17 protein-coding genes and 5 tRNA genes are annotated in these 20207 nt (G+C 33.3%); all 22 read right to left on the reverse strand.

Annotation, left to right across the window (positions count from 1 at the left end; genetic code table 11):
- Positions 1-11: 11 nt before the first annotated feature.
- The 22 genes from rpoC to MBM09_RS13800 all read right to left on the reverse strand — a co-directional run bounded on the left by rpoC (position 12) and on the right by MBM09_RS13800 (position 20143).
- Positions 12-4313 carry a DNA-directed RNA polymerase subunit beta' gene (gene rpoC, locus MBM09_RS13695; protein WP_238674285.1) on the reverse strand — a complete coding sequence of 1434 codons (4302 nt, stop codon included), beginning with the start codon at positions 4311-4313 and terminating at the stop codon, positions 12-14.
- Between the two features lie 31 nt (positions 4314-4344).
- The gene (gene rpoB / locus MBM09_RS13700) at positions 4345-8157 is read right to left on the reverse strand and encodes a DNA-directed RNA polymerase subunit beta (protein ID WP_238674286.1); all 3813 of its coding nucleotides are present in this window, start codon (positions 8155-8157) and stop codon (positions 4345-4347) included.
- Positions 8158-8281: 124 nt separating this feature from the next.
- Entirely contained in the window at positions 8282-8659 is a 378-nt protein-coding gene (rplL, locus tag MBM09_RS13705) for a 50S ribosomal protein L7/L12 (protein WP_238674287.1), read from the reverse strand.
- 62 nt (positions 8660-8721) lie between these two features.
- Positions 8722-9243, reverse strand: a complete 522-nt coding sequence (gene rplJ / locus MBM09_RS13710; RefSeq protein ID WP_238674288.1) for a 50S ribosomal protein L10 — start codon at positions 9241-9243, stop codon at positions 8722-8724.
- 19 nt (positions 9244-9262) lie between these two features.
- A complete protein-coding gene (rplA, locus tag MBM09_RS13715; RefSeq protein ID WP_238674289.1) occupies positions 9263-9952 on the reverse strand; it encodes a 50S ribosomal protein L1 in 690 nt (229 codons plus the stop codon).
- 20 nt (positions 9953-9972) lie between these two features.
- Complete coding sequence (gene rplK, locus MBM09_RS13720) at positions 9973-10410, reverse strand: 50S ribosomal protein L11 (protein ID WP_238674290.1); 438 nt, start codon at positions 10408-10410, stop codon at positions 9973-9975.
- Between the two features lie 76 nt (positions 10411-10486).
- Positions 10487-11041: a transcription termination/antitermination protein NusG gene (gene nusG, locus MBM09_RS13725; protein WP_238674291.1), complete on the reverse strand. Its 555-nt coding sequence runs from the start codon at positions 11039-11041 to the stop codon at positions 10487-10489.
- 11 nt (positions 11042-11052) lie between these two features.
- Positions 11053-11250: a preprotein translocase subunit SecE gene (gene secE, locus MBM09_RS13730; RefSeq protein WP_238674292.1), complete on the reverse strand. Its 198-nt coding sequence runs from the start codon at positions 11248-11250 to the stop codon at positions 11053-11055.
- 79 nt (positions 11251-11329) lie between these two features.
- Positions 11330-11402: transfer RNA gene (locus MBM09_RS13735), tRNA-Trp, on the reverse strand.
- 66 nt (positions 11403-11468) lie between these two features.
- The gene (tuf, locus tag MBM09_RS13740) at positions 11469-12656 is read right to left on the reverse strand and encodes an elongation factor Tu (protein WP_238674293.1); all 1188 of its coding nucleotides are present in this window, start codon (positions 12654-12656) and stop codon (positions 11469-11471) included.
- 68 nt (positions 12657-12724) lie between these two features.
- Positions 12725-12796 (reverse strand) — tRNA-Thr (locus MBM09_RS13745).
- An 11-nt stretch (positions 12797-12807) separates the two neighbouring features.
- A tRNA-Gly gene (locus MBM09_RS13750) sits at positions 12808-12880 on the reverse strand.
- 29 nt (positions 12881-12909) lie between these two features.
- A tRNA-Tyr gene (locus MBM09_RS13755) sits at positions 12910-12991 on the reverse strand.
- 142 nt (positions 12992-13133) lie between these two features.
- A tRNA-Thr gene (locus MBM09_RS13760) sits at positions 13134-13207 on the reverse strand.
- A 98-nt stretch (positions 13208-13305) separates the two neighbouring features.
- A complete protein-coding gene (gene hpf / locus MBM09_RS13765; protein ID WP_238674294.1) occupies positions 13306-13611 on the reverse strand; it encodes a ribosome hibernation-promoting factor, HPF/YfiA family in 306 nt (101 codons plus the stop codon).
- 129 nt (positions 13612-13740) lie between these two features.
- Positions 13741-14631, reverse strand: coding sequence for a tyrosine-type recombinase/integrase (locus tag MBM09_RS13770; RefSeq protein ID WP_238674295.1), 891 nt, complete (start codon positions 14629-14631; stop codon positions 13741-13743).
- 102 nt (positions 14632-14733) lie between these two features.
- Positions 14734-14928, reverse strand: a complete 195-nt coding sequence (gene rpsU / locus MBM09_RS13775) for a 30S ribosomal protein S21 (protein WP_238674296.1) — start codon at positions 14926-14928, stop codon at positions 14734-14736.
- Between the two features lie 84 nt (positions 14929-15012).
- Positions 15013-16179, reverse strand: a complete 1167-nt coding sequence (locus MBM09_RS13780) for an acyl-CoA dehydrogenase family protein (protein WP_238674297.1) — start codon at positions 16177-16179, stop codon at positions 15013-15015.
- Complete coding sequence (locus tag MBM09_RS13785) at positions 16172-17056, reverse strand: helix-hairpin-helix domain-containing protein (RefSeq protein ID WP_238674298.1); 885 nt, start codon at positions 17054-17056, stop codon at positions 16172-16174. The genes MBM09_RS13780 and MBM09_RS13785 overlap by 8 nt, the downstream gene beginning before the upstream one ends.
- Positions 17057-17077: 21 nt before the next feature.
- On the reverse strand, positions 17078-18778 hold the full coding sequence (locus tag MBM09_RS13790; protein WP_238674299.1) for a sodium:alanine symporter family protein: 1701 nt from the start codon (positions 18776-18778) through the stop codon (positions 17078-17080).
- 108 nt (positions 18779-18886) lie between these two features.
- Positions 18887-19912 (reverse strand): TrkA family potassium uptake protein, encoded by a 1026-nt coding sequence (locus tag MBM09_RS13795; protein WP_238674300.1) that lies wholly within the window; start codon positions 19910-19912, stop codon positions 18887-18889.
- A gap of 3 nt (positions 19913-19915) precedes the next feature.
- On the reverse strand, positions 19916-20143 hold the full coding sequence (locus tag MBM09_RS13800) for a PspC domain-containing protein (RefSeq protein ID WP_238674301.1): 228 nt from the start codon (positions 20141-20143) through the stop codon (positions 19916-19918).
- Positions 20144-20207: the final 64 nt, after the last annotated feature.

The raw sequence follows: 20207 nt of genomic DNA on the forward strand, positions 1-20207 counted from the left end.
AATGTTACTTATTAATTATAATTTAATTCTTGCTTTACTTGCATCATCTCGTCAAACTCTTCTTTAGAGCCCACAATAATGTCAGTATAATTTCGCATACCTGTACCTGCTGGTATTCTATGACCAACAATTACATTTTCTTTCAAGCCTTCTAAAGAATCTACTTTACCTGCAACTGCAGCTTCATTAAGTACTTTAGTTGTTTCCTGGAACGATGCCGCAGAAATAAATGACTTGGTTTGAAGCGATGCTCTTGTTATACCTTGCAGTATTGGAGTAGCTGTTGCTGGTTTAGCATCTCTAGCCACAACAAGATTTTTATCTTCTCTACGTAAGATTGAATTTTCGTCTCTTAACTCACGTGGTGAGATAATTTGACCCGCTTTAAGATTTGTTGAATCTCCAGCATCTTCAATAACTTTCATTCCGAAGATATCATCATTTTCTTTAATGAAATCTGCTTTATGAGCTAATTGATCTTCTAAGAAAATAGTATCACCAGAATCAATAATACGTACTTTACGCATCATTTGTCTTACAACAACCTCAAAGTGCTTATCATTAATTTTTACACCTTGTAAACGATATACTTCCTGTACTTCGTTAACTAAGTATTGTTGTACTGCTGAAGGTCCTTTGATATTTAAAATATCGTTAGGTGTAATAGAACCATCAGATAATGGCATACCAGCTTTAACATAATCATTTTCTTGAACAAGAATTTGATTAGATAACTTAACTAAGTATTTCTTAATTTCACCTAATTTAGACTCAACAATTATCTCACGGTTACCACGCTTAATTTTTCCGAATGAAACCACACCATCAATTTCACTTACAACTGCTGGGTTAGAAGGGTTACGTGCTTCAAACAACTCTGTTACACGTGGTAAACCTCCTGTAATATCCCCTGCTTTTGCAGATTTACGAGGTATTTTAACTAATATTTTACCAATATTAATTTTCTCACCATCATCAATCATTAAATGCGCTCCAACTGGTAAGTTGTAAGAACGTATGGTTTCACCTTTACTATCTTCAATATGAAGTGTTGGAATAAGCTTTTTGTTTCTAGATTCAGAAATTACTTTTTCTTGGAAACCTGTTTGCTCATCAATTTCAACTTGATATGTGATACCTTGTTCGATGTTTTCATATTTTACTTTACCAGCAAATTCTGAAATAATTACACCGTTATAAGGATCCCAAGTACAAACTACATCACCTTTACTTAGTTGGTCACCACTCTTAACAAAAATAGTAGAACCGTAAGGAATGTTATTAGTACTTAAAACAATACCCGTTTTCTTATCTGTTAATTTAAGTTCAGATGTTCTAGAAATAACTATATCTATAGCATTACCTTCACTATCTTGACCTTTAACTGTTTTTAAATCTTCAATCTCTGCAACACCATCAAACTTAACAGCTAATTTATTATCTTCTGAGATGTTACCTGCAATACCACCTACGTGGAAAGTACGCAATGTTAACTGTGTACCAGGTTCTCCAATAGATTGTGCAGCAACAACACCAACAGCCTCACCACGTTGTACCATTTTACCGGTAGCTAAGTTACGTCCGTAACATTTAGCACAAATACCTTGTAAAGCTTCACAAGTTAATGCTGAACGTACTTCAATACTTTCAATTGGTGATTCTTCAATTGCTTTTGCTATTTTATCTTCAATTAACTGACCAGAAGCTACTAACAACTCGTCTGTTAATGGATTATGAACATCATTTAATGATACACGACCAACGATTCTTTCTTCTAAAGTTTCAACAACTTCATCATTCTTCTTCAATGGTTCAACTTCAACACCTCTTAATGTACCACAATCTTCAGTATTGATAATAACATCTTGAGATACATCAACTAAACGACGTGTTAAGTAACCTGCATCGGCAGTTTTAAGAGCTGTATCTGCAAGACCTTTACGAGCACCGTGAGTTGAGATAAAATATTCTAAAATTGAAAGCCCTTCTTTAAAGTTAGAAAGAATTGGATTTTCAATAATCTCTCCACCTCCTGCGTTAGATTTTTTAGGTTTTGCCATTAATCCACGCATACCGGTTAACTGACGAATCTGTTCTTTAGATCCACGAGCTCCAGAGTCAAGCATCATAAACACAGAGTTAAATCCTTGTTGATCTTCACGAATACGCTTCATAGACAATTCGGTCAATTCAGCATTTGTAGAAGTCCAAATATCAATAACTTGGTTGTAACGCTCGTTATTAGTGATAAGTCCCATGTTATAGTTTCCGGTAATACCATCAACTAAACCATTAGCTTTATCAATCATTCCTTGTTTTTCTGGCGGAATAATAATATCACCTAAACTGAATGATAAACCACCTTGAAATGCAAATTTGAATCCTAAAGTTCTAATAGCATCTAAGAAATCAGCAGTTTCTGGAACAGATGTTACTTTAAGAATATCACCAATAATATCTCTTAATGATTTTTTAGTAAGTACTTGATTAATATATCCTGCTGCTTGTGGCACGTGTTGATTAAATAATACACGACCAACAGTAGTCTCAACAATCATTTTGTCAAGCTTACCATCTTCATTAATATCTATGGTACGTACTTTAATACCTGCATTTAAATCTACTTTCTTTTCATTGAAAGCAATTTCTACTTCTTCAGGAGAATAGAATGTTAAACCTTCTCCTTTAACTGGTAATTCTGGAGTAGATTTACGTAACTTAGTCATATAATAAAGACCAAGTACCATATCTTGAGATGGTACGGTTACTGGAGATCCATTTGCTGGGTTTAAGATATTATGAGAAGCCAACATTAATAATTGACATTCTAAAATAGCTTCTGGCCCTAATGGTAAGTGAACCGCCATTTGATCACCATCAAAATCGGCGTTAAATGCTGTACAAACTAATGGGTGTAACTGAATTGCTTTTCCTTCAATTAATTTTGGTTGGAATGCTTGTATACCCAATCTATGTAAAGTAGGCGCACGGTTTAGTAATACTGGATGTCCTTTAAGAACATTTTCCAAAATATCCCAAACCACTGGCTCTCTTTTATCTATAATTTTCTTTGCAGATTTTACTGTCTTAACAATACCTCTTTCAATTAGTTTTCTAATTACAAAAGGTTTGTATAATTCAGCTGCCATATTTTTTGGCAATCCACATTCAAATAATTTTAATTCTGGACCAACAACAATTACAGAACGAGCTGAATAATCAACACGCTTACCAAGTAAGTTTTGACGAAAACGACCTTGCTTACCTTTAAGTGAATCTGATAATGATTTTAATGGTCTATTAGAATCGGTTTTTACTGCAGATGATTTACGAGTGTTATCAAATAATGAATCTACAGATTCTTGTAACATACGTTTTTCATTACGTAAAATCACCTCAGGTGCTTTTATCTCAACTAACCTTTTTAAACGGTTATTACGGATAATTACACGACGGTATAAATCATTTAAATCTGAAGTAGCAAAACGACCACCATCTAACGGTACTAACGGACGTAACTCTGGCGGAATGATAGGAATAACCTTCATTATCATCCACTCAGGACGATTTTCTCTGTTATTATTAGATTCACGTAATGCTTCTACAACTTGTAAACGTTTTAAAGCCTCAGTTTTACGTTGCTTAGACGTTTCAGTATTCGCTTTATGACGTAATTCGTATGATAACGATTCTAAATCAATTCTTGCTAATAACTCTATTAAACATTCAGCACCCATTTTTGCAATAAATTTCTCTGGGTCTGTATCGTCTAGATATTGGTTTTCTTGAGGAAGTGCTTCTAAAATATTTAAATATTCTTCTTCAGTTAAGAAATCCATTTTTTGCAATGGTTCACCTTCTTCATTTTTAGCATTACCTGGTTGAATTACTACGTAACGTTCGTAGTAAATTATCATATCTAATTTCTTAGATGGTAATCCTAATAAATAACCAATTTTGTTTGGTAACGAACGGAAGTACCAGATATGAGCAACAGGAACTACTAAATTAATATGCCCTACTCTATCACGACGTACTTTCTTTTCTGTTACTTCTACACCACAACGGTCACAAACAATACCTTTGTAGCGAATTCTTTTATATTTACCACAAGCACACTCGTAATCCTTAACAGGACCAAAAATACGCTCACAGAACAAACCATCTCTTTCTGGTTTGTGAGTTCGATAATTGATAGTTTCTGGTTTTAAAACTTCACCTCTAGATTCTGCTAAAATAGACTCTGGTGATGCTAAACCAATTGAGATTTTGTTAAATCTCTTTACTGTATTCTTATCTTGTTTTCTTGCCATAATATATGGTTGAAATGAATTTATTAATTAACTACTCTTCTAATCTGATGTCTAAACCTAAACCTTTCAATTCGTGCATAAGTACGTTGAACGATTCTGGTAATCCTGGATCTGGCATTGGCTCACCTTTTACAATACTTTCGTATGTTTTAGCTCTACCAATTACATCATCAGATTTTACAGTTAAAATCTCACGTAAGGTACTTGATGCTCCATAAGCTTCAAGTGCCCAAACTTCCATCTCACCAAAACGCTGACCACCAAATTGTGCTTTACCACCAAGAGGTTGCTGTGTAATTAATGAGTAAGGCCCTATAGAACGTGCGTGCATTTTATCGTCTACCATGTGTCCTAATTTCAACATGTAGATTACACCAACCGTTGCTGGTTGATCGAAACGCTCTCCTGTTCCACCATCATATAAATAGGTATGACCATATCTTGGAATTCCAGCTTCATCTGTAAATTCATTAATTTGATCTATTGTTGCTCCATCAAAAATTGGAGTTGCATAAGTACGATCTAATTTTTGACCTGCCCATCCAAGAACAGTTTCATAAATCTGACCAATATTCATACGAGAAGGTACACCAAGTGGGTTTAATACAATATCAACTGGAGTTCCATCTTCTAAGAAAGGCATATCTTCCTGACGAACGATACGTGCAACAATACCTTTGTTACCATGACGTCCTGCCATTTTATCACCTACTTTAAGTTTACGCTTCTTAGCAATATAAACTTTAGCTAATTTAATGATACCTGCTGGTAACTCATCACCTACAGAGATAGTAAACTTCTCTCTTCTTAAAGAACCTTGTAAGTCGTTTTCTTTAATTTTATAGTTATGAATTAAATCTGCTACTAATTGATTTGTATGGTCATCTGTTGTCCATTTTCCAGACACTAAATGCGCATAATCATCAACAGCATTTAACATTTTTAAAGTGAATTTTTTACCTTTTGGTAATACTTCTTCACCTAAATCATTAAAGATACCTTGAGCAGTTTTACCATTTACAATAGCAAATAATTTTTCAACTAAAATAGCCTTTAAATCATCAAATTTTCTATCGTATTGTGCTTCTAAAGCTAGAATATCATCTTTATCTTGAGCTCTCTTACGCTTATCTTTTACTGCTCTTGCAAATAATTTCTTCTCAATTACAACACCATTTAAAGATGGCGAAGCTTTTAATGAAGCATCTTTTACATCACCTGCTTTATCACCAAAGATGGCACGTAATAATTTTTCTTCCGGAGTTGGATCAGATTCACCTTTTGGCGTAATTTTACCAATAAGGATATCACCAGGCTTAACCTCGGCACCAACACGAATCATTCCGTTTTCATCTAAATCTTTAGTAGCTTCTTCAGAAACGTTAGGAATATCGTTAGTTAACTCTTCGTTACCTAATTTTGTATCACGTACTTCAAGTGAATACTCATCAATATGAATAGATGTAAAGATATCTTCACGAACTACTTTTTCAGAAATTACAATTGCATCCTCAAAGTTATAACCTTTCCAAGGCATGAACGCCACTTTCATATTTCTACCAAGTGCTAATTCTCCTTTTTGAGTCGCATAACCTTCACATAAAACTTGCCCCTTAGTTACTTTATCTCCTTTAACTACAATTGGTTTTAAGTTGATAGATGTACCTTGGTTTGTTTTTCTGAATTTTACTAATTGATAAGTTTTTATATCGCTATCAAAACTTACTTTAGCTTCATCTTCAGTACGAGCATATTTTATTTTAATTTCATTAGCATCTACATAAAGTACTTCACCATCTCCTTCTGCATTAATTAATACACGAGAATCTGATGCTACTTGACGCTCTAAACCTGTACCTACTATTGGTGCTTGTGGCAACAATAATGGAACTGCTTGACGCATCATGTTAGAACCCATCAATGCACGGTTTGCATCATCATGCTCTAAGAATGGAATTAACGAAGCCGAAATAGAAGAAATTTGATTAGGCGCTACATCGGTATAATTTACTTGAGATGGCTCAATCACAGGGAAATCACCTTCCATTCTAGCAATTACTTTATCGTGTAAAATTTTACCGTTATCATCAACTTTTACAGTTGCTTGGGCAATTAATTTTTCTTCTTCTTCTTCTGCACTTAAATATGTTGGAGCAGATTTAATATCTACAACTCCATCTTCTACTTTTCTATATGGAGTCTCGATGAATCCCATAGAGTTAACTTTTGCGTAAACTGAAAGTGAAGAAATAAGACCAATATTTGGCCCTTCAGGAGTTTCAATAGGACATAAACGTCCGTAATGCGTGTAGTGAACGTCACGTACCTCGAAACCTGCTCTCTCACGAGAAAGACCTCCTGGTCCTAATGCTGATAAACGACGCTTATGCGTAATTTCTGCAAGAGGATTCGTTTGATCCATAAACTGAGATAACTGGTTTGTACCAAAGAATGAATTAATTACAGACGATAATGTCTTTGCATTAATTAAATCTATTGGTGTAAATACCTCGTTATCACGAACGTTCATACGTTCACGAATTGTACGTGCCATACGTGCTAAACCAACACCAAACTGCTGAGATAATTGCTCACCAACTGTACGTACACGACGGTTAGATAAGTGATCAATATCATCAATCTCTGCTTTTGAGTTGATAAGCTCGATCAAGTATTTTATAATAGTAATGATATCCTCTTTGGTAAGCACTTGCTTGTCCATTCCTATATCAAGACCTAGTTTTTTGTTCATTCTGTAACGACCAACTTCTCCAAGAGAGTAACGTTGGTCTGAGAAGAATAATTTATCAATTATTCCACGAGCCGTTTCCTCATCTGGCGGCTCAGCATTACGTAATTGTCTGTAAATATGTTCAACAGCCTCTTTTTCAGAATTTGTTGGATCTTTTTGAAGTGTATTATGAATAATAGCATAATCACCTTGCTCTGTACTTTCTTTGTGTAAAAGAATAGTTTTAACATCAGCTTCAAGAATTTCTTCTATATTTTCTTTATCTAAAACCGTATCACGATCAAGTACAATTTCATTACGCTCAATAGATACTACCTCTCCTGTATCTTCATCAACAAAATCCTCATGCCATGTATTAAGTACACGTGCTGCTAATTTTCTTCCTAAATATTTCTTTAATCCAGATTTTGATACTTTAACCTCTTCAGCTAAATCAAAAATCTCTAAAATGTCTTTATCACGCTCAAAACCAATGGCACGGAAAAGCGTAGTAACAGGTAATTTTTTCTTTCTGTCAATGTAAGCATACATTACCTGGTTAATATCTGTAGCAAACTCAATCCATGATCCTTTGAATGGAATAACTCTTGCTGAATATAACTTTGTTCCATTTGCATGGAAAGATTGACCAAAGAATACCCCTGGTGAACGGTGTAATTGAGATACTACTACACGTTCTGCACCGTTGATACAAAATGTACCACTTGGCGTCATGTAAGGTATAGTTCCTAAGTACACATCTTGAACAATGGTCTCGAAATCCTCATGTTCAGGGTCTGTACAATATAACTTTAACCTTGCTTTTAACGGAACGCTATAAGTTAGTCCTCTTTCAATACACTCTTCAATGGCATATCTTGGTGGATCTACGAAGTAATCTAAAAATTCTAAAACGAATTGATTACGAGAATCTGTAATTGGAAAGTTTTCCATGAAGGTGTTATATAAACCTTCATCACCTCTTTCTTCAGATTTAGTTTCTAATTGGAAAAAATCCTGGAAGGATTTAATCTGAATATCCAAGAAATCTGGATATTCTGTTCTATTTACAATAGAGGAGAAATTTAATCTTTCAGCTTGTGTTGACAACATCAATGGACGGAATTTTGATTAAAAAAATAATTATATCGTATACTTATGATTATATACGCAAAATGGTTTAGGTCTCAGAGACTATGCTCCAGACCTAAACCTTTGTGTTTTTGAGTTGTTAAGCTTACTTAAGCTCAACCTCTGCTCCAGCTTCTTCTAAAGATGCTTTTAAAGCTTCAGCTTCGTCTTTAGATACAGCTTCTTTGATAGCACTTGGTGCTTCATCAACTAAACCTTTTGCTTCTTTTAATCCTAAACCAGTTAATTCTTTAACTAATTTTACTACAGCTAATTTAGAACCACCAGCTGCTTTTAAAATAACATCAAATTCAGTTTGAGCTTCACCAGCGTCATCACCACCAGCAGCAGGACCAGCAACAGCAACTGCAGCAGCAGCAGCAGGCTCGATACCATACTCATCTTTTAATATAGTAGCTAACTCATTTACTTCTTTTACAGTAAGGTTAACTAATTGTTCTGCGAAATCTTTTAAATCTGCCATTTTTCTATCGTTTTAATAATTTTTTAATAATATAATTGTAATAAAGTGCGTACTATTTAATACTATCCTTCTTTTTCAGATAGTGTTTTAATAATTCCAGCTAATTTTCCACCACTAGATTTAAGTGCTGAAACAACATTTTTAGCAGGAGATTGTAATAATCCTATTATTTCTCCTAACAACTCTTCTTTAGACTTGATATCTACTAACATGTCTAATTGGTTGTCTCCAATGTAAACTGCTTCCTCAATAAAAGCTCCTTTTAATAAAGGTTTCTCAGATTTTTTACGGAAGTTTTTAATTAATTTTGCTGGCGCATTACCTGTTTCAGAATACATCACAGATGTATTTCCTTTTAAAACAGAAGGAAGTTCTCCAAACTCTTTATCTGAAGCTTCCATTGCTTTTTCAAGTAATGTATTTTTAACGACTGCCATTTTTACGTTTGCTTTAAATGCAGCACGACGTAAATCTGAGGTAGCTCCTGCGTTTAATCCTGAAATATCTGTTAAATAGATATTTGTATTATTAGCTAATTCTACAGTTAACTCCTCAATTACTTGTGATTTTTCTTCTCTTGTCATAATAAAAGTTTTAACTTAATTAACCAATTTTAGGATCAATTGCTATACTAGGACTCATAGTAGAAGACATAAATATGCTTTTCACATAAACTCCTTTAGCAGTTGTTGGTTTTAATTTAATTAATGTTTGTAATAATTCATTTGCATTACCTGCAATTTTATCAGCACTAAATGATGCTTTTCCTATAGCAGCGTGTACAATACCAGTTTTATCAACTTTAAAGTCAATTTTACCAGCTTTCACTTCTGTTACAGCTTTAGCTACATCCATAGTTACTGTACCTGTTTTTGGGTTAGGCATTAAACCACGAGGACCTAATACACGTCCTAAAGGACCTAATTTACCCATTACACTTGGCATAGTAATAATAACATCAACGTCTGTCCAACCATTCTTGATTTTATCAAGATATTCGTCTAAACCAACGTAATCTGCTCCAGCTTCTTTTGCTTCGGCTTCTTTATCTGGTGTTACTAATGCTAATACTTTCATATCTTTACCAGTACCATGAGGAAGTGAAACTACACCTCTTACCATTTGATTTGCTTTACGAGGATCTACTCCTAAACGTACAGCTAAATCAACTGATGCATCAAACTTTGTATTGGTAATTTCTTTAACTAGTTCAGATGCTTCATTTAATGAATACACCTTTCCTTTTTCTATTTTCGCTAAAGCTTCTTTTTGCTTTTTTGTTAATCTTGCCATTTTATAATGTCTTTAATAGATTAAGAAGGAAATTTCCCTGTTACAGTTATTCCCATTGATCTTGCTGTACCAGCAACCATTTTCATAGCAGATTCAACTTCAAATGCGTTTAAATCAACCATTTTGTCTTCTGCAATAGTTTTAATCTGATCCCAAGATACTTTAGCTACTTTTTTTCGGTTTGGTTCACCTGAACCTTTTTTCACCTTGGCCGCTTCTAATAATTGTACTGCAGCTGGAGGAGTCTTGATTACAAAGTCAAATGATTTGTCTTTGTAAACAGAGATAACAACTGGTAAAACTTTACCAGGCTTATCTTGAGTTCTAGCATTAAATTGCTTACAGAACTCCATAATGTTAACTCCAGCAGCACCTAAAGCGGGTCCAACCGGTGGCGACGGATTCGCAGCACCTCCCCGAACTTGTAACTTAACTACTTTACCTAATTCTTTTGCCATTTTTAATAATTTAGTTTGATACGCTTCTTATTGTTTGGAAGCAAAAAAACGCATCATTTATATAGTGTAACAATTATTATACTTTTTCAACTTGCATATAACTTAACTCTAATGGTGTTTTTCTACCGAAAATTTTAACCATAACTTCAAGTTTACGCTTTTCTTCATTTATTTTTTCAATAGTACCATCAAATCCATTAAATGGTCCATCAATTACTTTAACTGTTTCTCCTTTAGTAAAAGGTATAGCTACATTAACATTTTCATCAACAGCTAATTCATCAACTTTACCTAGCATTCTGTTTACTTCAGATTGTCTTAACGGCACAGGATCTCCTCCTTTTGTTTCACCTAAAAAACCTATTACATTAGTAACCGATCTAATAATATGAGGAACTTCTCCTGTTAAATTGGCTTGAATCATTATATAACCCGGAAAAAACACTTTTTCTTTATGTATCTTTTTCCCGTTACGAATTTGTATAACACGTTCTGTTGGCACTAATACTTGATCTACATAATCTTGTAAACCTAATCGAGCAATTTCATTCTCAATGTAAGTCTTAATCTTATTTTCTTGACCACTTACAGCTCGAACAACATACCATTTTTTTTCACTTACTTCAGACATAAAATTTCTTTTTAACCGTTAATCCATTGAAAGTAAAATGCTATGACTTTGCTAAAAACCGTATCAACACCCCATATAGCTAGAGAAAATATAATTGAAAAAACTGCAACTAAAACCGTTAAACTTTGCGCTTCTGCCCATGTTGGCCACGTCACATTGTTTTTTAGCTCTCCAAATGATTCCTTTATATAATTTACTATTCCAGCCATTTTATTATTTTATTTTTTGTACAAATTGAAAATAATTCTCAATCAATATTTAAATAGGTAAAACCTATTTTATTCGTTGCACGGGTTGAGAGACTCGAACTCCCGACACCTGGTTTTGGAGACCAGTGCTCTACCAACTGAGCTAAACCCGTAAACATAAGTCAAGGTATTCCGAAAAACGGAATACCTTAGCTTATACTATTTACTTATAAACTGTATTAGTCTAATATCTCAGTTACCTGACCTGCACCTACAGTTCTACCACCTTCACGAATTGCAAAACGTAAACCTACATTCATTGCAATTGGTTGAATTAATTCAACAGTAATAGTTAAGTTATCTCCAGGCATAACCATTTCAACTCCATCAGGAAGTGCAATGTTTCCAGTTACATCAGTTGTACGTACGTAGAACTGTGGACGGTAGTTATTATGGAATGGAGTATGACGTCCACCTTCTTCTTTTTTAAGGATATAAACCTCAGCTTTAAATTTAGCGTGTGGTGTTACAGAACCTGGTTTAGTAATTACCATACCTCTAGAGATTTGAGTTTTCTCAATACCTCTTAATAAGATACCAGCGTTATCACCAGCCTCACCTCTATCTAATATTTGACGGAACATTTCGATACCCGTAATAGTAGAAGTTAATTTTTCTGCACCCATACCAATAATTTCTACAGGATCTCCAGTATTTGCAACACCAGTTTCAATACGACCAGTTGCTACAGTACCACGACCAGTAATTGAGAATACATCTTCAATTGGCATTAAGAAAGGCTTATCCATATCACGTACAGGCTCTTCAATCCAAGTATCACATGCTTCCATTAATTCCATTACAGTATCTACCCATTTTTGCTCACCGTTAAGTGCACCTAAAGCAGAACCTGAAACCACAGGACCATTATCTCCATCGTACTCATAGAAGTTTAATAAATCTCTAACTTCCATATCTACTAACTCTAAAAGCTCTTCATCATCCACCATATCTACTTTGTTTAAGAAAACAACGATACGAGGAATACCTACCTGACGACCTAATAATATGTGCTCACGAGTTTGAGGCATAGGACCATCAGTCGCAGCAACCACTAAAATTGCACCATCCATTTGAGCAGCACCAGTTACCATGTTCTTTACGTAATCGGCGTGACCTGGACAATCTACGTGTGCATAGTGACGATTTTTAGTTTGATACTCTACGTGTGAAGTATTAATTGTAATACCTCTTTCTTTTTCTTCTGGTGCGTTATCAATTTGATCAAATGATCTCGCTTCTGAGAAACCTGCATCAGCTAATACTTTAGTAATAGCAGCAGTTAAAGTTGTTTTACCGTGATCTACGTGTCCAATTGTACCAATATTTAAATGTGGTTTTGAACGATCGAAAGTTGCCTTTGCCATGTTTTTTAAATAATTTAATCTTAGTTATATAATAATATTAGTGTATTCTATTTTTAACTTTAATATAGAGCCAATGACGGGAATTGAACCCGTGACCTCTTCCTTACCAAGGAAACGCTCTACCCCTGAGCTACACCGGCTTAAATATTAGAGCGGGAGACCGGGTTCGAACCGGCGACATTCAGCTTGGAAGGCTGACGCTCTACCAACTGAGCTACTCCCGCAATATTTAATAATCCTTTAAATTTAAAAGTGGGGAGAGCAGGATTCGAACCTGCGAAGACGTAGTCAGCAGATTTACAGTCTGCCCTCGTTGGCCGCTTGAGTATCTCCCCAATTAAATTTGTTTCACTCTTTTAAAGAACTTGAGCCGATGGAGGGACTCCCTTCGACTGCGTTCAGGATAAACTTCTCGTCCCAAACCAAAGTTTGTATTTACTACATTTTTCGGTTTCCTGTTCGCTTTTCACTATTTTGAGCCGATGGAGGGACTCGAACCCACGACCTGCTGATTACAAATCAGCTGCTCTAGCCAGCTGAGCTACATCGGCGTTTTTTATGCTTTTTTCGCACAAAAAAAGCCCGTTATTTCTAACGGACTGCAAATGTATAGATTTATTTTTTTAATCAAAACATTTTTTAAGAAATTTTAATGTAAATGTGCTCTTAATTTATCTTTTCTCTTTTTTAATTGTCTTTCTAAGGATGCAATAGCCATATCTGCTCCCTCTTCAAAACTTTTACATTGTTTTTTTACCACAAAACTATCCCCTGGCACACTTACTCTTGCTTCAAATATTTTATTTTCTTTATTACTTGTATTTTCTACTTTTAAAAAAACATCAGATTTAATCACTTTATCATAAAACTGGTCTAACTTATCCATTCGCTTTTGAATAAAATTTATCAACTTTTGATCTGCATTAAAATTTACGGATTGTGTGTTCACTTTCATCTGGTTACATTTTAATTTTAAAAAATCAGTGGGATGTAATTAGCCAAAAACAATACTTGCAATAAAACACAATATATACATTTAGGGCTTATTTATACTACTGCTTTTTTGGTTAGACAATAATTTATACTATTTTTTACTTCTTGGGTGTGCATTTATGTGCACTTTTTTTAACTCTGCTATACTGTTATGTGTATAAACTTGGGTAGCAGCTAAACTTGAATGTCCAAGAAGTTCTTTAACAGCATTTAAATCTGCACCTTGGTTTAACAAATGTGTTGCAAAAGAGTGCCTTAGTATATGCGGACTCTTTTTTACTTTTGAAGATGCCGAACTAAAATAATCATTTATTATTCTGTAAACAAGTGTTTCATATATTTTTACACCTTTTTTAGTTAAAAATAAATGATCTTTACTCGAAATACTTTGTAGTGAACTTCTCAACTTCAAGTACTTTTTTGTTGTTTGCACTACAGATTTTAATAACGGTACAATTCGCTCTTTATTTCTCTTTCCTAAAACTTTTAACGTTTTATTATCTAAATCTATGCTTGTTAATTTTAGTTCTACAAGCTCAATTCTTCTTATACCTGTGGAATAAAAAAATTCTATAATTAGTTTGTTTCGAATACTTTCAAAATCGTCACCAAAATTTAAGTCATCTAAAGCCATTTCTATTTCAGCTTCTGAAAATGGTACTTGAATCTTCTTACTTGTTTTAAGAGCTTTGTGTTTTGCTAAAGGATTTAAATTAATATCACCTATTTTTAAAAGGAATTTATAATAGGTATTAAGCGCTGATATTTTTCTGTTTATACTTCTATTCGATAACCCGCTTTCGACTAACAAAACTATCCAACTTCTTATTTGCTGATAATTTACTTTATTAATAGAATGTGTTTGATATTCTGTTTTTATAAATTCTGAAAAATCTTCTAAATCATTTTGGTAAGCCTTTACAGTTAATGCTGAATAGTTTTTTTCTAGTAGTAAATAATCTGTAAATGACTGAAAAGACATAAGTAAGTTTAAAGTGTAGAGTTAAAAATACAACCTTTTATTTAATTTTTGAACAAAAAAAATCCCACTAAAAAGTGGGATTTGAATTTATTTTAGATTTGCCTAAACTTCTTCTGCATCTCTTAATCCTTGTACATATTGAGCTTTTTGTATTTGAGCTCTACGTGCTACTGAAGGCTTAGTGAACTGCTTACGTGTTTGTAATGCACGTTTAGTTCCTGTTTTATCAAACTTTCTTTTAAAACGCTTTAGCGCTCTATCTATATTTTCTCCTTCTTTAATCGGTATTATTAACATAGTGTCTTAACCTCCTCTCTTTTTGGATTTTGTGGGTGCAAATATAAAAACTAATTTATAATTAGCAATTAATATTAAAAAATTTTATGTTACCGGTTTATACTCTTTTTTATCAATAATAATTTTCGCTAGTATTTCTCGTAATATTTCAGAAGTTCCTCCTCCTATTGGCCCCAATCTACTATCTCTTAACAGTCTTGCCATTGGGTAATCTTCCATATAACCATAACCGCCTAAAAACTGAAGACATTGGTAAATAACCTCATCGGCCATTTTTGTAGATTTTAATTTAGACATAGTTGCTTCTTTTACCACATATTCACCTTTATTTAATCTATATGCTACCGAATAGTTGAATTCTTTACAGACTTCCATATCGGTATATAAATCGGCTATATTATGTCTTAATGCTTGAAATTTATCTATTGTTTTCCCAAAGGCTTTTCGTTCACTCATATATTGCAAAGCGTACTCTAAAGCGTATTCGGCACGTGCATGGGCATTAACACCCATTATTAAACGCTCTAAAGAAAAATGTTGCATAATATACGGAAAGCCTTTACCTTCTTCTCCCATTAAGTTTTCTACAGGTACTTTTACATTATCGAATGCTATTTCACCAGTATCTGAAGCTTTCCATCCTAATTTATCTAGTTTAGTGGCTGATACACCTTGCATGCCTCTATCTAGCAAAAATATGCTTATTCCTTTATTACCTATTTCTGGATTTGTTTTGGCTGCTACCACCAAATAATCGCTATCTACACCATTGGTAATAAATGTTTTCGAACCATTGATAATATAATGGTCACCTTTTTTAACTGCTGTTGTACGCATACCTGCTACATCGCTTCCTCCAAAAGGCTCAGTTATACAAAGACAACCTATTTTATCACCTGAAATACTTGGTACTAAATATTGTTGTTTTATGGCTTCGCTTCCTTCTGCATTTAAATGCGTCATTGCTAAATAAACGTGTGCCCAAATTGCTGCTGCAAAACCACCTGAATTTATTTTTTGAAGTTCTTCAAGTAATATAACCGTATAGAATAAATCTAAATTCAATCCGCCATAGACTTCAGGGTAATTAATACCAAAGAAACCCATATCTCCAAATTTTTTCCAGATAAATCTATCTATATTTCCTTTTTTTTCCCAATTTTCAATATGAGGAACAACTTCTTTTTGTAAAAAATCTTGAAGGCTTTTTCTAAAAAGTTTATGCTCTTCAGTGAAGTACATACTATTCATCTACTATTTCTTTTTCAATTAGCAAATATAATTCAATTATCTCGATTTTATTTACTGGAAAACCTTTAACTTTTGTTAATTCGTTTAAAGATTTGAATTTCTCTTTTAGTTGTCTCTGCTCTATAATTCTATAAGCCAAATCATAATCTATATGCTGAATAGTTACTAAGTCTTCAACTTTTGCAGTGTTCAGGTTTATTCTTTGAATCTGCCTTGGGGTTTTAACGGTAAACCGTTCGGTAATTTTTTTAATAATTTCTGGTGTTAGCCCATAAACATCTTGTAACTGAACATCGGCAATAAAACCTCCTTTAAATTTATTTCTGAATTTGACAATGCGTTCTGACAAAACCTTTCCTAATCCATTAACTTTTACTAATTGCTCAACAGTTGCTGTATTTAAATCTTGTTTTTGGTTAAATGTTTTTGGTTTGCCATTATAATTTTGATTTGAGTATTTAGGCTTTGGACTATTTACCCATTCTGGAAATTTAAAATAAGGTGAAATTTCATCCAAAAGTGAATCTGATACTTTAGTAACTTCTTGAAATTGTTTTGTAGAATTAATCCATTTACCTTGTTTTCTAAAAGCTAACAATCTATCAATTTCTTCATTAGTCATTCCTAAAGTAGACCCTTTATAATCTGTAATATAATTTGGGTTGAATGGAAAAACTTTTGATTTACTTTCTTTTAACTTAGCAATTCTCAGCGAGTCTATTTCTTTTTCAAATTTTGATAATGCTTCCTGATTTACTTTATTTTTTTCTGATGAAAAATCAACAAAGAAGTAAATACATTGAAATGTAATAATGAGAATTACCAATAAAAAAATCCCATTTCGTTGTTGTTTTGTATACGTGAAATGGGATTTCATATAAAATTGAGTTAGTTATATTTAATCTTCTATAGCATCAGATTTTAATTTGATAGCATCAAGATATCTTTTCAACTGTTTTTTAACTACTGGGAATAATAGGAATAAACCAACCATGTTAGGGAAAATCATTGCAAAGATCATTGCATCAGAGAATGACCAAATTGATCCCATACTAGCTGCTGCACCAATTACTACAAACGTTAAGAATAATAGTTTATAAATTAAATCTGCTGTTTTTCCTCTTCCAAATAAAAATTTCCAAGATTGTAATCCGTAGTAAGACCAAGAAATCATGGTAGATACTGCAAATAATACTACTGCTACAGTTAAGAATACATTTGAATATGGTATATATTGAGCAAATGCTTTTGATGTGATTCCTGCTCCTTCAAAAGGCGCTCCATCTATATAAACAACACCAGAACCATCACCGCCATACTCAAAGAATCCGCCAAAATTAAAGATTACTATTACTAAAGCTGTCATAGTACAAATAACTACAGTATCAATAAAAGGCTCTAATAAAGCTACCAAACCTTCGGAAGCTGAATATTTAGTTCTTACTGCTGAATGCGCAATAGATGCAGATCCTGCACCAGCTTCGTTTGAAAATGCTGCACGTTTAAAACCTACTAATAAAACTCCTATGATAGAACCAACTCCAAACGCTGTTGGGTTAAATGCTTCTTTTACAATAAGACCAATAGCATCATCAAGTAAATTAAAGTTAATTAGTATGATGTATATACAAGCAACTATATACATTAATGCCATGAAAGGCACTACTTTTTCCGTTACAGAAGCAATTCGCTTAATACCTCCAATTATAATAATTCCTACTAAAATAGCTAAAACTAGACCTACAATAGCCCCCGCTGCTGTACTTTCCCAATTAAAGAGCTCTTTAATTACAATAGTTGCCTGATTAGATTGTGCAGCATTACCTCCACCAAAAGAACCACCAATACAAAATACTGCAAAAACACCAGCTGCAATTTTACCTATGGTTTTAAAACCTTTTGCTTTTAGACCCTTACTAATATAATACATTGGCCCACCGTATACTGTTCCATCTTCTCCTACATCTCTAAATTGAACCCCTAAAGTACATTCAACAAATTTTGTAGACATACCTAGTAAACCACAAATTATCATCCAAAATGTTGCTCCTGGTCCACCTAAGGCAATAGCCAATGCAACACCTGCAATATTACCATTACCAACTGTACCAGACACTGCGGTTGCTAATGCTTGAAAGTGAGAAACCTCACCATCTGAACTTTCATCTCTAATAGTGTCTACAATATCGCCATCTATAGCTAAATCATCTTTTAAACTTACTAAATGATCTTCAATATCAACATTAGTTAAATCTTGACCTTGAGCAATTCCATCTTCTCCATAAAGCTCTTTTGCTCCATGTTTTTCAATATCTTCATATTTACCTCTTACCGTATTAATTGCTGTCCAGAAATATCTAATATTAGGAAACCCAAAATAAATGGTGAAAAACAATGCACTACCTACCAATAGCAGTAAAACAAATGGAATTGTAAACGCTTCACTTTGATATACTGGAAAGAAAATAACATCTGTGAAAAATTGAGCAATAGGTGCAAATGCTTGGTCTATTTTTTCATCTAGTCCTATTTCTTCTTCTTGTGCAAATGTTAATAATGGTAAAATAAGTGTGAATATTGAAAGAAGATATTTCTTCATAAGAATTTATAATTAGTTAGTTTTTTTGAAAGAAAATATATTAAAGCTAGCAAGATGCTAAAAAAAAATGATTTTATAAAACATTGCCTGTTAAAATAGATTATTCCTTTAGTTTATATCATATTGAGAATTTAAGGCTTCAATTTGTTCTGGTCTCCCTAAAACAATGATCTTTGAATTGGGTACTAATTCTAAGTCAGCCTCAGGATTTACAAGATATTCACCATTTTCGTCTTTAAAACCTATTACACTACAACCTGTTTTTCTTCTTAAATCTAAATCTTTAATAGTTTTGATAGCTTTTTTAGTATTGTATAGTTTTTCTACTGCAATTTCTTCAATATTAATATTAGATTTACCTACAATTGAAAGGTTATCAATAAACTCCATTAAACCAGGAATTACAACTAAAGACGCCATATGGTCGCCTCCTATCTTATCTGGCAAAATAACATTATTAGCACCTGCGAATTTTAATTTATCGTATGAAGATTCTTGAGATGCACGACTTATTATATTTATAGACTTGTTTAATTGTCTTGCTGATAGGACTACAAACAAATTATCAGCGTCACTAGGTAATGCAGAAATAAAACACGAAGCTCTGTCTACACCTGCCATAACTAGAGTTTCATCTTCATTTGCATTTCCTATAACATAAGGCACCTCGTCTAATTGAAGTCGCTCTTCCATTTCTTTGTTCTTCTCAACAACAACAAACTCTCTTTTATATGCTCGTAGCTTTGTTGCAGCCTGTTTACCATTTCTTCCGTAACCGCAAATGACAACATGGTCTTTAAAACTATCTATCTTTTTTTGCATTTTTTTATGTTTTAATTCTTCAATATCATTTTTACTTAAAATATACTCTGTAATTACAGAAAGTGCATATCCCATAATGATAACACTTGCTAAAATTAAAAAAATGGTAAACATTTTAGATTGATCGTCAAGCGGAACAACTTCTCCAAAACCAACGGTAGTCATGGTAATAACAGTCATATACAAGGCATCTACCCAAGAATATCCTGAAATCATTTTATACCCTGCAACCCCAATAAATAAAATAATTATCAGTAATGATAATGCTGTATAAATTTTGGTTCTAAAAAATTTTATTAGGGGGTTCTTCATAAATTATAAATCGAAAACTGATGATCGTTTTGTATATACCAAATCTTTAATACGCATCCAAAATGCCAAAAACAAATACAGAGCAAACCCAAAGCCAACAGTTACAAAGGTTAAATACATAAACGAAGTTCGTACCACTCTAGCTCTAATACCTAACCTATCAGCTATTCGCTGACAAACATAATATCCGCGTTTTTGAAAATATAATAAAGGCTTATAGAATACATTCATTTGTTCCTTATTATTAAATTATTAGTCAAATGTAATTCGCAAATAAGTATTTAGTTTATTATTA

It is taken from the genome of Flaviramulus sp. BrNp1-15, from assembly GCF_022259695.1.
Classification (GTDB): domain Bacteria; phylum Bacteroidota; class Bacteroidia; order Flavobacteriales; family Flavobacteriaceae; genus BrNp1-15.

What these genes read in the sequence shown, in the direction of transcription:
- rplK (WP_238674290.1), bottom strand. Translation starts at nt 10,410, where the DNA reads ATGGCAAAAGAATTAGGTAAAGTAGTTAAGTTACAAGTTCGGGGAGGT.
- rplJ (WP_238674288.1), bottom strand. Translation starts at nt 9,243, where the DNA reads ATGACAAGAGAAGAAAAATCACAAGTAATTGAGGAGTTAACTGTAGAA.
- MBM09_RS13800 (WP_238674301.1), bottom strand. Translation starts at nt 20,143, where the DNA reads ATGAATGTATTCTATAAGCCTTTATTATATTTTCAAAAACGCGGATAT.
- rpoB (WP_238674286.1), bottom strand. Translation starts at nt 8,157, where the DNA reads ATGTTGTCAACACAAGCTGAAAGATTAAATTTCTCCTCTATTGTAAAT.
- secE (WP_238674292.1), bottom strand. Translation starts at nt 11,250, where the DNA reads ATGGCTGGAATAGTAAATTATATAAAGGAATCATTTGGAGAGCTAAAA.
- hpf (WP_238674294.1), bottom strand. Translation starts at nt 13,611, where the DNA reads ATGAAAGTGAACACACAATCCGTAAATTTTAATGCAGATCAAAAGTTG.
- tuf (WP_238674293.1), bottom strand. Translation starts at nt 12,656, where the DNA reads ATGGCAAAGGCAACTTTCGATCGTTCAAAACCACATTTAAATATTGGT.
- rpsU (WP_238674296.1), bottom strand. Translation starts at nt 14,928, where the DNA reads ATGTTAATAATACCGATTAAAGAAGGAGAAAATATAGATAGAGCGCTA.
- rplL (WP_238674287.1), bottom strand. Translation starts at nt 8,659, where the DNA reads ATGGCAGATTTAAAAGATTTCGCAGAACAATTAGTTAACCTTACTGTA.
- nusG (WP_238674291.1), bottom strand. Translation starts at nt 11,041, where the DNA reads ATGTCTGAAGTAAGTGAAAAAAAATGGTATGTTGTTCGAGCTGTAAGT.
- MBM09_RS13795 (WP_238674300.1), bottom strand. Translation starts at nt 19,912, where the DNA reads ATGAAGAACCCCCTAATAAAATTTTTTAGAACCAAAATTTATACAGCA.
- MBM09_RS13785 (WP_238674298.1), bottom strand. Translation starts at nt 17,056, where the DNA reads ATGAAATCCCATTTCACGTATACAAAACAACAACGAAATGGGATTTTT.
- rpoC (WP_238674285.1), bottom strand. Translation starts at nt 4,313, where the DNA reads ATGGCAAGAAAACAAGATAAGAATACAGTAAAGAGATTTAACAAAATC.
- MBM09_RS13770 (WP_238674295.1), bottom strand. Translation starts at nt 14,631, where the DNA reads ATGTCTTTTCAGTCATTTACAGATTATTTACTACTAGAAAAAAACTAT.
- rplA (WP_238674289.1), bottom strand. Translation starts at nt 9,952, where the DNA reads ATGGCAAGATTAACAAAAAAGCAAAAAGAAGCTTTAGCGAAAATAGAA.
- MBM09_RS13780 (WP_238674297.1), bottom strand. Translation starts at nt 16,179, where the DNA reads ATGAATAGTATGTACTTCACTGAAGAGCATAAACTTTTTAGAAAAAGC.
- MBM09_RS13790 (WP_238674299.1), bottom strand. Translation starts at nt 18,778, where the DNA reads ATGAAGAAATATCTTCTTTCAATATTCACACTTATTTTACCATTATTA.